This window comes from Xanthomonas fragariae (assembly GCF_017603965.1).
GTDB lineage: Bacteria > Pseudomonadota > Gammaproteobacteria > Xanthomonadales > Xanthomonadaceae > Xanthomonas > Xanthomonas fragariae_A.
In genome coordinates this window covers 3,397,716-3,410,868 of record NZ_CP071955.1, presented here as the reverse complement: position 1 = coordinate 3,410,868, position 13,153 = coordinate 3,397,716, and the positions used below count along the sequence as shown (strand labels likewise).

General features: G+C 61.1%; 9 protein-coding genes and 1 pseudogene. 7 read left to right on the top strand and 3 right to left on the bottom strand.

Annotation, left to right across the window (positions count from 1 at the left end):
- Positions 1–126: 126 nt before the first annotated feature.
- Both J5I97_RS16220 and J5I97_RS16215 read right to left on the bottom strand, forming a co-directional pair.
- A complete protein-coding gene (locus J5I97_RS16220) occupies positions 127–780 on the bottom strand; it encodes an SGNH/GDSL hydrolase family protein (protein ID WP_208587613.1) in 654 nt (217 codons plus the stop codon).
- The gene (locus J5I97_RS16215) at positions 777–2,048 is read right to left on the bottom strand and encodes a pyridoxal phosphate-dependent aminotransferase (protein WP_208587612.1); all 1,272 of its coding nucleotides are present in this window, start codon (positions 2,046–2,048) and stop codon (positions 777–779) included. Before J5I97_RS16215 ends, J5I97_RS16220 begins: the two co-directional genes overlap by 4 nt.
- 289 nt (positions 2,049–2,337) lie before the next feature.
- Between J5I97_RS16215 and J5I97_RS16210 the strand changes: the two genes are divergently transcribed.
- The 7 genes and pseudogenes from J5I97_RS16210 to J5I97_RS16185 all read left to right on the top strand — a co-directional run bounded on the left by J5I97_RS16210 (position 2,338) and on the right by J5I97_RS16185 (position 11,189).
- Positions 2,338–4,503 carry a type I secretion system permease/ATPase gene (locus J5I97_RS16210; RefSeq protein WP_208587611.1) on the top strand — a complete coding sequence of 722 codons (2,166 nt, stop codon included), beginning with the start codon at positions 2,338–2,340 and terminating at the stop codon, positions 4,501–4,503.
- Positions 4,500–5,921, top strand: a complete 1,422-nt coding sequence (locus J5I97_RS16205; protein WP_208587610.1) for an HlyD family type I secretion periplasmic adaptor subunit — start codon at positions 4,500–4,502, stop codon at positions 5,919–5,921. Before J5I97_RS16210 ends, J5I97_RS16205 begins: the two co-directional genes overlap by 4 nt.
- Before the next feature lie 245 nt (positions 5,922–6,166).
- Positions 6,167–6,257 (top strand): annotated as a pseudogene (locus J5I97_RS20675) (helix-turn-helix domain-containing protein); the annotation flags it as partial.
- Positions 6,258–6,448: 191 nt separating this feature from the next.
- A complete protein-coding gene (locus J5I97_RS20670) occupies positions 6,449–6,862 on the top strand; it encodes an IS30 family transposase (RefSeq protein WP_430541844.1) in 414 nt (137 codons plus the stop codon).
- Between the two features lie 57 nt (positions 6,863–6,919).
- Positions 6,920–8,611: a calcium-binding protein gene (locus J5I97_RS16195; protein ID WP_208587608.1), complete on the top strand. Its 1,692-nt coding sequence runs from the start codon at positions 6,920–6,922 to the stop codon at positions 8,609–8,611.
- A gap of 222 nt (positions 8,612–8,833) precedes the next feature.
- The gene (rsgA, locus tag J5I97_RS16190; RefSeq protein WP_208587606.1) at positions 8,834–9,925 is read left to right on the top strand and encodes a ribosome small subunit-dependent GTPase A; all 1,092 of its coding nucleotides are present in this window, start codon (positions 8,834–8,836) and stop codon (positions 9,923–9,925) included.
- A 1-nt stretch (position 9,926) separates the two neighbouring features.
- Entirely contained in the window at positions 9,927–11,189 is a 1,263-nt protein-coding gene (locus tag J5I97_RS16185) for a flavohemoglobin expression-modulating QEGLA motif protein (protein WP_208587604.1), read from the top strand.
- 44 nt (positions 11,190–11,233) lie between these two features.
- Here the strand turns inward: J5I97_RS16185 and J5I97_RS16180 are convergent, their stop codons facing one another.
- Positions 11,234–13,153, bottom strand: a complete 1,920-nt coding sequence (locus J5I97_RS16180; RefSeq protein WP_208587602.1) for an amylosucrase — start codon at positions 13,151–13,153, stop codon at positions 11,234–11,236.

The window sequence follows — 13,153 nt, the reverse complement described above, 5'->3', positions numbered from 1 at the left end:
GTGCGTGTTGCGACGTCAAAGTGTCGCGCGATCGACGTCTGCGCTGTACCTGCAGGGTCCGGTCTCGCTAGCTACGTCGCAACCAGGCAAGGCGGCACGCATCGTGCGGATTGCCCCTGCCGCGGTTCACGTAATCGTTCCCACGGTTTGCGCAGTCTCCAGCGCATCGCGCGCCGCAGGCAGTGCCAGCGTTGCCCAACGCGCGTACATCGCCCCGGAAGGATGCAGGCCGTCGTCGACCAACATATCCGCCGCGTCGCCGCAATCGCGACTGGTGGCGGTAATGTCGACAAAGCGCACGGCACGTTCTGCGCAGCAGTTGGCAGCCACGCTGTTGAAGGCATCGATCTGCGCGGCGATCAGCGCCGCATCGGCGCTTTGCGCACGCGCAAACGGCGTCAGCCCCCAATCGGGAATCGACAACACGAACACGCGCGCTGCGTGGCCACCTGCGAACGCGATTGCGCGCTGCAACACGTTATCGAACCGGCTGCGGTACTCGTCCAGCGAGCGCCCACGGTATTGATTGTTGACACCGATCAGCAAACTCACCAGATCGAACGGCCCGTGCGGTGCAGCCGTATCGATGCCGGCCTGCAACTCGTCGATGGTCCAGCCGGTGGTGGCGATGATCTGTGGCGGCGCAACGTTCCAACCTTGGGCGCGCAAGCCATCGACCAATTGCGCGGGCCAGCGTTGCCACAGCGCAACGCCTTCGCCGATGGTGTAGGAATCGCCGAGTGCCAGATAGCGCAGCGGCGTGCCGAGCGCCGCCGTCACGCCACGCTGCGCGACTTGAGAGGCACCACCTTGGTCACCGCGTCGGCGCGCCGTGCCAGTGCGCGTTCGATACGTGCGAATACATCGCCCATCACCGACGCTTCCGGCAGCAAGGTCACGCGGAAGTGGTGGCGATACGGCACGTTGAAACTGGAGCCGGGCACCACCAACACGCCTTCGTCATTCATCAGGTCGAGCGCAAATACATGGTCGTCGAAATTGCGTGCGGCCGCGCCGACCACCGCCGGGAACGCGTACAGCGCGCCGGCCGGCGCCACCAGCGACAGATGTTCGCTGGCCGCGCAAGCGTCGATCACCGCGCGGCGGGTTTCGTACAGGCGTCCACCTGGCGCGCACAACGCCGAGATGGTGTCGGGCCCATTGACCGCCGCATCGATGGCGTACTGGCCCGGCACGTTGGCGCATAGGCGCAACGCGCCGAGCAGGTCCATCGCGTTGCGCAGATTGTTGATGCGCGACTGCTCGCCCGACAGCAGCGCCCAACCCACGCGCCAGCCGCAGGCGCGGTGCACCTTGCTTAGGCCGCCGAAAGTGATGCACGGATGCGCACCGGCCAGCGGCGCGACCGGCACGAACTCGGCATCGTCGTACAGCACCTGGTCGTAGATCTCATCGACCATCAGCAACAGGTTGTGCTTGGTGGCGGTCGCCACGATGCGCTCCAGCAACTCGCGCGAATAACTTGCGCCGCTGGGGTTGTTCGGGTTGATCAGCACGATGGCGCGGGTGCGCGAGGACACCAGCGTCTCGATTTCCACCGGGTCCGGCTGGAAGCCGTTTTCCGGCGCGCAGCGGTAATACACCGGGCGACCGTCGTTGAGGATGGTCGCCGCCGACCACAGAGGGTAGTCGGGCGAGGGCACCAGCACTTCGTCGCCGGGATTGAGCAATGCGCGCAGCGACAGATCGATCAACTCGCTGACACCGTTACCGATGAAGATGCGGTCCGGATGCGCATCTGGATGCTGGCGCCGCGAATACGCCGACGCGATCGCCTCGCGCGCTTCCGGCAGGCCTTGCTGATGGGTGTACGGATCGGTGCGGCCCATGTCGTCGGCGATCGCGCGCTGCAGATGCTCCGGCGCACGGAACCCGAACGCACCCGGGTTGCCGATATTGAGCTTGATCAACTTGCGGCCCTGCGCCTCCAGCTCCCGCGCTCGCCGCGCCAGCTCGCCCCGGATTTCGTAGCGGACTTCGGACAGCCGCTCGCGGATGGCGAGCGGCTTTTGCGGGGCAGTGGACATGCGGCGGGCCGGTTGTAGGCGTGAGTGTTTGTATGTTAGCGGAAATGCGCCAGGCGGGCATGTTTGCATCGGCAACGATGTCAAGCCGTCGATTGGATCTTTGCATGGCGAGTGCAGCGGCAGCCCTGCCAGCAAAAAGCATAAGGCCGAGTGATGGCGTCTCAGCCTGAGAAACACGCGATTGAGAAGATTGATCGTCGACGGGGGATTGACTGATTGACTTCTTCTTAACATCCCCAGATTCTGCTACTTCACCTATATCCTGCCGGCTCTCAGCAAGGATCGCGTTATGTCAGGGGAAAGTGCGTCGCTCTCGTTGCTCGAGGGAGGATCGTCGTTGCAAGACCGACCGGATCTGGGGCTGCAGGGGTTGGTTCTGCTGGCGCAATTTCATGGCGTTGCCGCCGACGCGTTGCAGCTGGCGCATGGTTTTGGCCGAGGCGGCGAGCCATTCGATGAAACCACGCTGCTGTTGGCCGCCAAGCAATTGGAGCTTAAAGCCAAAGTCGTGGCCCAACCAGCCGCGCGGATCGGCATGGCCGCGTTACCGGCCCTGGCCCTGGTGCCGGATGGCGACGCCTTCATCGTTGCCAAGGTCGGCGCGGACCAGATCCTGATCCACGATCTGGTCGAAAAGCGGCCGCGCTCCATCTCGCCCGCTGAGTTCGAAGCGCGTTACCAAGGGCGATTGTTGCAGGTGGCCTCGCGGGCTTCGGTACTCGGCGACCTCGCCAAGTTCGACTTCAGCTGGTTCATTCCGGCAGTGGTCAAGTACCGCAAGCTGATGCTTGAGGTCTTCCTCGTCTCGTTCTTCATCCAGCTGTTCGCGCTGATCACGCCACTGTTCTATCAAGTAGTAATGGACAAGGTGCTGGTGCATAACGGCCTGACTACTTTGGACGTCATCGCAATCGGGCTGGTCTCGATGGCGGTGTTCGATGTGTTGCTATCGGGCCTGCGCACCTACGTCTTCGCACACACCACCAGCAAGATCGACGTGGAGCTGGGTGCGCGTTTGTTCCGGCACGTGTTGTCGCTGCCGCTGGCGTATTTCGAGTCGCGGCGGGTCGGCGACACCATTGCGCGCGTCCGCGAGCTGGAGAACATCCGCAACTTCCTGACCGGGCAGGCGCTGACTTCGGTACTGGACCTGTTCTTTACGGTGGTTTTTCTGTCGGTGATGTTCTGGTACAGCGGTTGGCTGACCTTGATCGTGGTGCTGTCGTTGCCGCTGTACGCCACGATTTCCGGTTTGATCACCCCGGTGCTGCGCCAGCGTTTGAACGAGAAGTTCGCGCGTGGCGCAGACAACCAATCCTTTTTGGTCGAGACGGTCAGCGGTATCGGCACGGTCAAGGCGATGGCGGTGGATCCGCGCGTGACCCGCACCTGGGACAACCAGCTGGCCGGCTATGTCAGTGCCGGTTTCAACGTCACCCGCATCGCAACGCTGGGCCAGCAGGGCGTGCAGCTGGTGCAGAAGCTCACTGCCGTCGCAGTGCTGTTCTGGGGCGCCAAGCTGGTGATGGAAGGCAAGCTGTCGATCGGTCAGTTGATTGCCTTCAACATGTTGTCCGGCCAGGTTACCGCACCGATCATCCGGCTGGCTCAGTTGTGGCAGGACTTCCAGCAGGTCGGTATTTCGGTCGAGCGCTTGGGCGACATTCTCAATACGCGCACCGAGGTTCCAGGCAGCCGCCTGGCATTGCCGCCGATTCGCGGACAGGTAACGTTCGACCGGGTGACGTTTCGCTATCGGCCGGATGCACCCGAGGTGCTCAACCGGATCGAGCTGGATATCCGCCCAGGTGAAATCATCGGCATCGTCGGTCGTTCCGGATCCGGCAAGAGCACGCTGACCAAGCTGGTGCAGCGGCTTTACACGCCCGAGCGGGGGCGGGTGCTGATCGATGGCCAGGATCTGGCGCTGGCCGATCCTGCCTGGCTGCGTCGTCAGCTAGGTGTGGTGTTGCAGGAAAACTTCCTGTTCAACCGCAGCGTGCGCGAGAACATCGCCTTGACCGATCCCGGCATGCCGCTGGAGCGGGTGATCCATGCCGCCAAGCTGGCAGGCGCCCACGAATTCATTCTAGAGCTGCCCGAAGGCTACGACACCAAGGTTGGTGAGCACGGCACCGGTTTGTCTGGCGGGCAGCGCCAGCGCATTGCGATCGCGCGCGCACTGATCGGCGACCCACGCATTCTGATTCTCGATGAGGCCACCAGCGCCCTGGATTACGAATCGGAACACGCGGTGATGAGCAATATGCGCGCCATCTGCAAGGGACGCACCGTGCTGATCATCGCCCATCGTCTGTTCACCGTACGGCAGGCCAATCGCATCGTCGTGGTGGAGAAGGGGCGCATCATCGAGAGCGGCTCGCACGCCGAGTTGGTCGACCGGCCGGAAGGCCAGTACGCGCATCTATACAGATTGCAACAGGGGACACCATGAAGCACCTGCTTCAGGGATGGCGCGATTTCTTTCTTCGCTATTTCAAGATCTTCAAATCCGCCTGGGTCGTGCGACGTCAGCTCGACCCGCCCGAGCGTAGCGCGGACGAGCGCGCGTTCCTGCCGGCGCATCTTGAACTGACCGAAACGCCTGTCTCGCCAACCGCACGCTGGACGATGCGCATCATCATCGGCTTCTTCTGTGTCGCGCTTCTGTGGGCGTGCCTGGGAAAGCTCGACATCGTCGCCGTGGCACCAGGCAAGACCGTGGTCGATTCGCGGACCAAGGTGGTGCAGGCCGCAGAAACCGCGGTGGTGCGCAGGATCCTGGTGCGCGATGGACAAGCGGTGAAGAAAGGCCAGTTGCTGGTCGAACTCGATGCCACCGCCACCGGCGCCGAGTTCGCCCAGGCAGGCGACGCTTTGGTCAACGCACGTCTCGCTGGACTTCGCCAGGCAGCGCTAGCAAACGCTATTGCGACCGGGCAGCCGCCACGGCTGGATCCGGCTCCCGATCTGCCCATGGAGCGCGTAGCCAACGAACAGCAATTGGTCAGCAGCCAATTCGACGCATTCCAGGCGCGCCGACACAATCTGCAAGCCAGCATCGCCCAGCGCCAGGCCGAACTGCAGACCACCCAGGACGCGATCGAACCGCTGGCTGAATCCGCACGCATTTCGAAAGTGCGCGCAGAAGACTACGCCCGCCTGGTCGAAGGCAAGTACGTCGGCCGCCATGACTACCTGTTGCGCGAACAGGAACGCATCGCCGCGGAAAGCCAGCTCGCCACCCAGCGCAATCGCCTGCAGGAAATCCGCTCGGCGATCAGCGCGGCGCAGGAAGAGTTGCGCGTGCTTGTGACCGACACACGCCAGCAGGCACTGGATGCCTTGCGCCAGGCAAGTGAGCAAGCTGGCCAACTGACCCAGAACGTCGCCAAAACCGGGCAACGAGACAAACTCATGGCCCTGCACGCACCCGTCGACGGCACGATCCAGCAGCTCGCCGTCCACACCGTGGGCGGTGTAGTCACGCCCGCACAGCCGTTACTGGTCGTAGTGCCGGCCGAAGAAGCACTGGAGGTCGAAGTCACCGTCTTGAACAAGGACATCGGCTTCATGCGCGCCGGCCAACCCGTCACCGTCAAGGTCGACAGCTTCCCCTACACCCGCTACGGCTATCTGACCGGCACGGTCGCCAGTGTGTCCCACGATGCCGCGCAGGACGAAAAACTAGGTTTGGTATTCCCCGCACGCATTAAATTGAACGGCATCACGCTGGAGATCGATGGGGTCAAGGTGCGGATGAGTGCCGGGATGAGCTTGAGTGCGGAAGTGAAGACAGGGAAGCGGCGGGTGATTGATTATTTGTTGAGTCCGCTACAGACACATGCAAATGAGTCTATGAGGGAGCGTTGATAGTTAATCGGAGAACGTATATGTCTGTGCTACTCACTAATGGAAATAATATTTAAGAAGGGTGTTAATTTATTCGTCATGCCTTTTGAGGGTGTGGCTTCACCTCTGGATCGCAACACCAACGGTTATGACGTGGTCCAGGCGACCTGACCTGAGCGACTTCACCGCCAAGTGGAGTTGCCCATGTCATCCAGCCGCCTGGACCTGTGAGAACGATACCGTTTGCATGCGTTATATGAACCGGGATGTCGATGCGGGCCATCGCCGATGCGTTGGAGCGCGCGCCCAGCACGATCAGCCGCGAACTGCGCCGTCACCGGCACGCTCGGCAGTATCTGCCCGATCATGCGCAGCGCCTCAGCGAGCATCGGCGCACGCAGGCCAGCCGGTGTGCGCGCATCGACGCTGAGCGCATCGCCCGGATCGAGCTCTTGCTGGGTGAGGACTTCAGCCCGGAACAGATTGCCGTCGGCGATTGGGAGCTGGACACCCTTCGCGCTTCGCATGGCAAGGCGGTGGTGGTCAGCATGACCGAACGTCGCAGTCGCCTGCATCTGCTGGCCTACTCGCCTGACGGCACCGCCGAGAACGTGCGCAACGCCATCGTCCAGCGCCTGGGCGGCCTACGCCACACGGTGCACACCCTGGCCGCCGACAACGGCAAGGAGTTCGCCGATCATCAATTCATTGCCGCGTGCTTGCAGAGCGATTTCTATTTTGCAGACCCGTACTGTGCATGGCAGGGTGGCAGTAACGAAAATGCCAACGGATCGACGCGCCAGTACTTGCCACGACAGACCGATTTCAGCACCATCGCCCACGCGCACCTACGATGGATCGAACAGCGACTCTACAATCGTCCACGCAAGGTACTCGGATTCAAAACGCCCCTCGACGTCTTCTCCGAGGGTGTCCTCAACAGTGTTGCGAATTGGAGTTGAATCCGCCCTAGAAAAAACAATATTTTTCCGTATTTTAACTAACATGGATTAATTAAAATGCCGCTAGAAATCAAAGATGCCGAAACTGACTATGCCGTTGATGAAGCTACTGGCGACATTACCTTTCGTAATGTCGGCGGTACCGTAATGGTAATGAAATTTGATCATAAGGCAGGGGAGCATATAACTGAGGGGAAGGGCGGTTCTACTAACGAAGATCAATTTGGACAAGCTTTGCTTAAGGAAACCCTCAATGTGCTCGGTGGACCGGATGCTCACATTCAGGCAAAGCTTGCAGCTCTGGCCGCATCGGCCGCGTCGGGAGACTCAGCGACCCACGATTATCTTAAGAGCTATACCGATAGTCTGCAGAAGTATGTTCGCTCTTTGGAGGAGGGGGTAGCAAGTACTACTGCTCAAGCGCAACTGTGGAGTGATATTGCCAACGGAATGACTAAAAACCAATCCGGGTTGAGCCAGAATCTAGATTCAAAAGGTCAAGCATTGCTAGAGCAGGCAGCCGCATTGGCTAGGCAGGCTGCGCTCTATTCTGACTTGGTCAGTGATGCCAACTCCAATGCAAGCTCTATCGAGCTTAAGTATAAAAATATTGGCGCGGGATTAGATGCCGTTCAGCTTCTTGGCGCTCTCTCTGAGGGCAGTACGGATAGAAAGAGTAATCTTGGAGAGGGGCTTCAGGACGCTCCCGATCTCTACAAATATGCCGGAAGTTTTCTCGCCGAGACTGGTTGGGATGGGCCGGCACTGTTGAACGACTGGATAGAAAGTGCCAGTCTGACATCTGCGGGACGCGAAGCTATTGCTTTCGCAGGCATTCAGACCGTTTCAGGAAATTTCACGGGGACGGCTGCAGATGACTTGGTTTGGGGTGAATCGGCCAAGGACATCATTAATGGCGGTGCAGGTGATGATCTATCTGGCGGTGGAGCTGAAGCAGATAATCTGTACGGCGGCGTAGGTAATGACACGTTGTTTGGCAATACTGGCGATGATGCGCTAAGCGGCGAAGCTGCTAACGACCCACCGAACCGTGGTCTACGGAATGACCCATCGAACGATGGTGTACGCAATGACCCATCGAACGGTGGTGACGGTGGTGGTGCAGGGATTGACCCACCGAACGGTCGTGGTGGTGGTGCAGGGATTGCCCCACCGGGCGGTGGTGGTGGTGGTGCAGGGATTGACCCACCGAAGAAAGTTGGTACAAGGATTGACTCACTGAACGGTGGAGCGGGCAACGACACGCTCCGTGGCGGTAACGGCGCGGATATGTTGCTAGGCGGTGTGAGCGACGACACGTTGAGCGTGGCGGCAGGCGCGCAAAAAAACACAGTACTGGTCAGCGCAACGGACAATGATACGCTGACAGATAGCTACTACTCGGACACGTACTTGGTTAACAAGGGACACGGTGGCGCCATGGCGGTGGGAACTAAGGATCGTGTCGTTTTTGCCAAGGACCTTACTATAGACGAAACCTTCTTCAGCAGGTCAGTAGAAGATCTATTTGTCGCCATTCTGGGAAGCGACGATCAGCGGATCGTATCCGGTTGGTTTGCTTCAAGCCTCCACAAGGTCGAGTATTTGCAGTTCACGGACAAAACTGTCGCGTCTAGTGAATTGTCTGCTTTGATCGCTGCAATGGCGACTACAAGTTCCTCATCCGCACCATTAGTGTCTTCCAACTCTCAAGAAGCGAAGCTGTTAGTTGCCAGTTCGATAGTCTGAAACTGTTTCTCTTAGTCCTTGCTTGAGTTGTACCTAGGGAGGCTCCGCTGACGCGGGGCCTCTTTCTTTTGGATATTCGGCTTCTGCGGTAAAGCAGTCACGGATGATGCCAACTTCTCTCTATGCATTCATGCCTTCCCGTGATGTCACGCGATTCAGGGTTACGGGAACTTCGAGTCTTGATAGCACCACAAGCACATGACACCCTCTAGAATCTGCCCCATGACTTCCCCCCAGATCGAATTCGAAACGCTTCGTCTCATCGGCTGGCCCTGGCCCGGAATGCCGGAAGAGCCAGCTTGGCTGGCAACGATGGCCGCGCATCCGCAAGCCATGCCGGCTCGGGTGGTGGAGCAGCATCGCACCGGGTATGTGGTGGCCGATACGCCGGAGGCGAGCCTCAAGGCGGAGTCGTTGCTGGAGTGGCAGCGTCCGCGGTTTCCCAGCCATGAGCGGGCGGCGGTGGGCGATTGGGTGCTGATGGAGGGCAAGCGCATCGTGGCCCTGCTGCCGCGTCGCACCTCGATCAAGCGTGGGGCGGCCGGTGAGCATTACCACCAGCAGGTGATCGCGGCCAACATCGATACGGTGTTCATCGTGTGCGGGTTGGATGCGGACTTCAATCCGCGCCGCATCGAGCGCTATCTGCTGCTGGTCGGCGGGGGCGGTGCCGAACCGGTGGTGGTGCTGACCAAGGCCGACCAAACCGAATACGCCGAGGATGCAGTCGCCGTGTTGGAAGAACTGGCGGCGCAGAACATCGCGTTGCGCGCGGTCAATGCCAAGGATCCGGACAGTGTGGCTGCGCTGCGGCCGTGGCTGGGCGATGGCCGCACTGCGGTGCTGGTGGGTTCGTCGGGCGCCGGCAAGTCGACGCTGACCAACACTTTGCTTGGCTCGCAGAAGATGAAGACCAATGCGGTGCGCGAGAACGATTCGCGCGGCCGGCACACTACCACGCATCGCGCGTTGATTCCATTGCCGTCTGGTGCGTGCCTGATCGATACGCCCGGCATGCGCGAGCTCAAGCCAACTGGCGAAGAGGATCTGGCCGAGGGCGGTTTCTCCGATGTGGAGGCCTTGGCAGCGCAATGCCGCTTCAACGATTGCGCGCATATCGCCGAGCCCGGCTGTGCGGTGCGTGCGGCGATCGAGGCCGATACGCTGGATCCGGAGCGCGTTGCCAACTACATGAAGCTGCGCGTGGAAGTGGCCGCCGCGGCCGAAAAACTCGCCACGCGCCTGGCGCAGAACAACCGGGGCAAGGGATCGGGCAGGCGGCCTGCCAGCGTCGACCGTACCGGACGCCGCTGAGATGCCGCTGCGCAAGGGCCCGCCGGACATCGTCCATCACGCGGGGCTGGATGCGCGCCTGGTCAAGGCAGTGCGCGGCGTGCGTCTGTTAGCCCTGGCCAGCTGGCCGCGCTCGCTACAGGAGCCGTTTCTGCAGAGCGTGGCGCGTGGCCAGCCGGAGCTGCCGCAGGTGGAGTATCCGGCGCTGGATTTCGGTGATACCCGGCGCGAGCTGGCCGCCATCGCCAAAGCTGCGGATCCGCATCATCCACTAGGCGCGTATCTGATCGATTCGGCGCATAGCTGGGGCCTGGCTGCCGGCCTGCTGGAGTCGCTGGGCACCACGGCAGTCAGCGATTACTCGGCGCAACTGTTCGGCGTGCCCGACGACCCGATGCCGGGCAACGGCCCAACCACGCGCGAGGCCGCGCGGCATTTCATCCAGATCGCGCAGGAACTGGACCGCGAATTGCTCGCGCCCGAAGAACAGGTGCCGGTGTCGGCGACCGCGTTACGCATGCAATTACAGAACGATCTGGATGCGTTCTTCGAAGGCCGTGTCATCACGGTCACGCTGGATCCGGATCTGCTCGCCAAGGCGGCCGCAGGCGCGCATCGCATCCGCTTGCGCAGCGGTGCCACTTTCAGCGATTACGACCGCGCGCAGTTGTTCCATCACGAAGCGCTGGTGCATTCGCTCACCGCACTCAACGGCCGCGCGCAGGTGCATCTGCCCAGTCTGGGTATCTCTTCGCCGCGCACGACGGCCACGCAGGAAGGGCTGGCGACGTTTGCCGAGCAGATCACCGGCAGCATCGATATCGAACGCATGAAGCGCATCAGCCTGCGTATCGAAGCGATTGCGATGGCGCGTTCTGGCGCGGATTTCATCGACGTGTTCCGTTATTTTACCGAAGGCGGGCAGAGCGCGGCGGAAAGTTTTTCCTCGGCGCAGCGCGTGTTCCGCGGCGTGCCCACCTCGGGTGGTGGTGCCTTCACCAAGGACACCGTGTATCTGCGTGGCCTGGTGGCGGTGCACACGTTCTTCCGGCATTCCTTGCAGCGCGATCAATTGCAGCTGTGCCGGTATCTGTTCGCCGGCAAGATGGCGTTGGGCGACGTGGCGCGCTTTGCGCCATTGTTCGACAGCGGTGTGCTGGTCGCACCACGCTGGTTGCCGCCGTGGGTTAGCCGTGTCAGCGGGCTGGCCGGCATGCTGGCGTTTTCGTTGTTCGCCAATCGCATCCGCATGGATCAGCTGCAACACCCTGCGATGAATGTCTGAGCGTGGTCTCAAAAGTGCAAGTGCACACGTGGCCCCTGGTTCCTTCAATCAATACATTCCAGCCAGCGCACTGCATAAGGTGGAAGCATCAGGCGCATGTCATCGCTCAGCGATTCGGTAGCTGCGTCACCGCCATCGGTCAATATCTTCCATCGCCCCTTCCCGATCGCCGCAAGCTCCATCTTTCGCGGCTGGTCGCTGAAGTTATGCACGGCCATGAAGCTGTCGCCACGCGTCAACGCAAATAGACGCGGATCGCTTAACGCGACGCTTCCTAGCGATCGATCGGCAGCAAGTGCGGTAAGTGCAGCGCGTTGCTGGATCAATGCATGCAGCCGCCTATAGACCTTGCCACTCAAACTATCGTCATCATTGCGCTGCGCTGCAATCTGCCAATCCATCGCGGGGCGATGCAACCAGCGGCCTTCGTGTTGACGTTGCGGGTCGTTGCGGTAGCTGGTGTCGTTTGGCAAGGCGAGTTCGTCGCCCATGTAGATTAACGGCACGCCCGGCATTGCCAGTGCGATTGCGTAAAGCAGCACCAGCCGGTCTACAGCAATAGCCAATGCCGCAGCATCACCCGCGTCGTGCGCAGCCTGAATACCTGCAAGCGCAGCGGCCATGCCATTGGTGCCATGTACGCCGTCGCCGCTGCTCTGGAAACTTTCGCCGCGTGCATAACTACCTGGCACAGCGTTGGCGTAGAAGCGTGCGACATCGCGCAACGAAAATGGCGGCTGCGCTGTGTTACCGGCAGCTTCATGCTGCAACACGTTCCAGCCGATATCGTCGTGGCAGCGCACATAACTCAGCCACGCACAGTTGGACGGCAACGGCGGACTGTGCGCGATGACGTTGTGCAGGATGTCGCCGCGCTGCAGCGCCAACGCCGACCAATTGGCCGCCATCAGCGTGCTGTGGTAGGCAAGGTGGCATTCGTGACCCTCGTCCGCACCACTGCCGAAGTAGGGCGGCAGTTGCGTCATCGGCACGATGGCTTCTGCCTTCATCACCACCGAGGGCGCCACGATGTCGGTGACTGCGCGCAGCGCCACCAGCAAGGTGTGCGCCTCGGGTTGATTCATGCAATCGGTGCCGATGCGCTTCCACAAATACGCGGTGGAATCCAGGCGGAAGGCTTCGACACCCAGATTGGCGAGCTGCAACATCGCCAGCGCCATCTCCCCGAACACCGCCGGGTTGCTCCAGTTCAAATCCCACTGATAAGGATAGAACGTGGTCCACATCCAGTGCGCGGTGTCGTCCACCCAGGTGAAGTTGCCGGGTGCGGTATGCGGGAACACTTGCCCCATTGTGGCTTCGTACTGGTCGGGCAGGGTGCGATCGGAAAAGTGATGGTAGTAGTCGAGGTAGTGTGCATCGCCCGCCCGCGCCGCTTGTGCCCAGGCGTGATCGTCGGCGGTGTGGTTGAGTACGAAATCCGCACACAGGCTGATGCCGGCTTCGCGCAGGCGCGTGGTGAGCACGATGAGATCGTCGTTGTTACCCAGGCTCGGTTCCACTTGCCCATAGTCGCTGACTGCAAAGCCGCCATCGTTGTCGCCGGCGCGGGCGCGCAGGAACGGCAGCAGATGCAGATAGCGCACGCCCAGTTCCTGCAGGTATGGCACCCGCTCGGCCACGCCTTGCAGCGTGCCGGCGAAGCGGTCCACATAAGCGCTATAGCCCAGCATGTGTTGCTCGCCGAACCAGCCGGGTTGGCGGAGTGTGTCGAGCTGCTGCAATGCCGGCGGACGTTGCTGTGCGTTGGCGCCGAGCGCGCCGAACCACTGCGTCAACCAGGGCGCATAGTCGGGACACTGCCCATACAACGCCTGCAATGCATCCAGCAGGCGCGGTGCATGCTGATCGAAGCGCGACAACAGCATGGCCGCACCTTGTGCATCCAATGGCGAGGCAAAAGCCGCGCGTAGTGCAGTGAAATCGGTGGTGGAGGTGCTCAT

Bases quoted from the DNA above. Each gene is read 5' to 3' on its own strand.
- rsgA (WP_208587606.1), top strand. From the start codon at position 8,834: ATGACTTCCCCCCAGATCGAATTCGAAACGCTTCGTCTCATCGGCTGG.
- J5I97_RS20670 (WP_430541844.1), top strand. From the start codon at position 6,449: ATGACCGAACGTCGCAGTCGCCTGCATCTGCTGGCCTACTCGCCTGAC.
- J5I97_RS16180 (WP_208587602.1), bottom strand. From the start codon at position 13,153: ATGAGCACCTCCACCACCGATTTCACTGCACTACGCGCGGCTTTTGCC.
- J5I97_RS16195 (WP_208587608.1), top strand. From the start codon at position 6,920: ATGCCGCTAGAAATCAAAGATGCCGAAACTGACTATGCCGTTGATGAA.
- J5I97_RS16185 (WP_208587604.1), top strand. From the start codon at position 9,927: ATGCCGCTGCGCAAGGGCCCGCCGGACATCGTCCATCACGCGGGGCTG.
- J5I97_RS16215 (WP_208587612.1), bottom strand. From the start codon at position 2,048: ATGTCCACTGCCCCGCAAAAGCCGCTCGCCATCCGCGAGCGGCTGTCC.
- J5I97_RS16205 (WP_208587610.1), top strand. From the start codon at position 4,500: ATGAAGCACCTGCTTCAGGGATGGCGCGATTTCTTTCTTCGCTATTTC.
- J5I97_RS16210 (WP_208587611.1), top strand. From the start codon at position 2,338: ATGTCAGGGGAAAGTGCGTCGCTCTCGTTGCTCGAGGGAGGATCGTCG.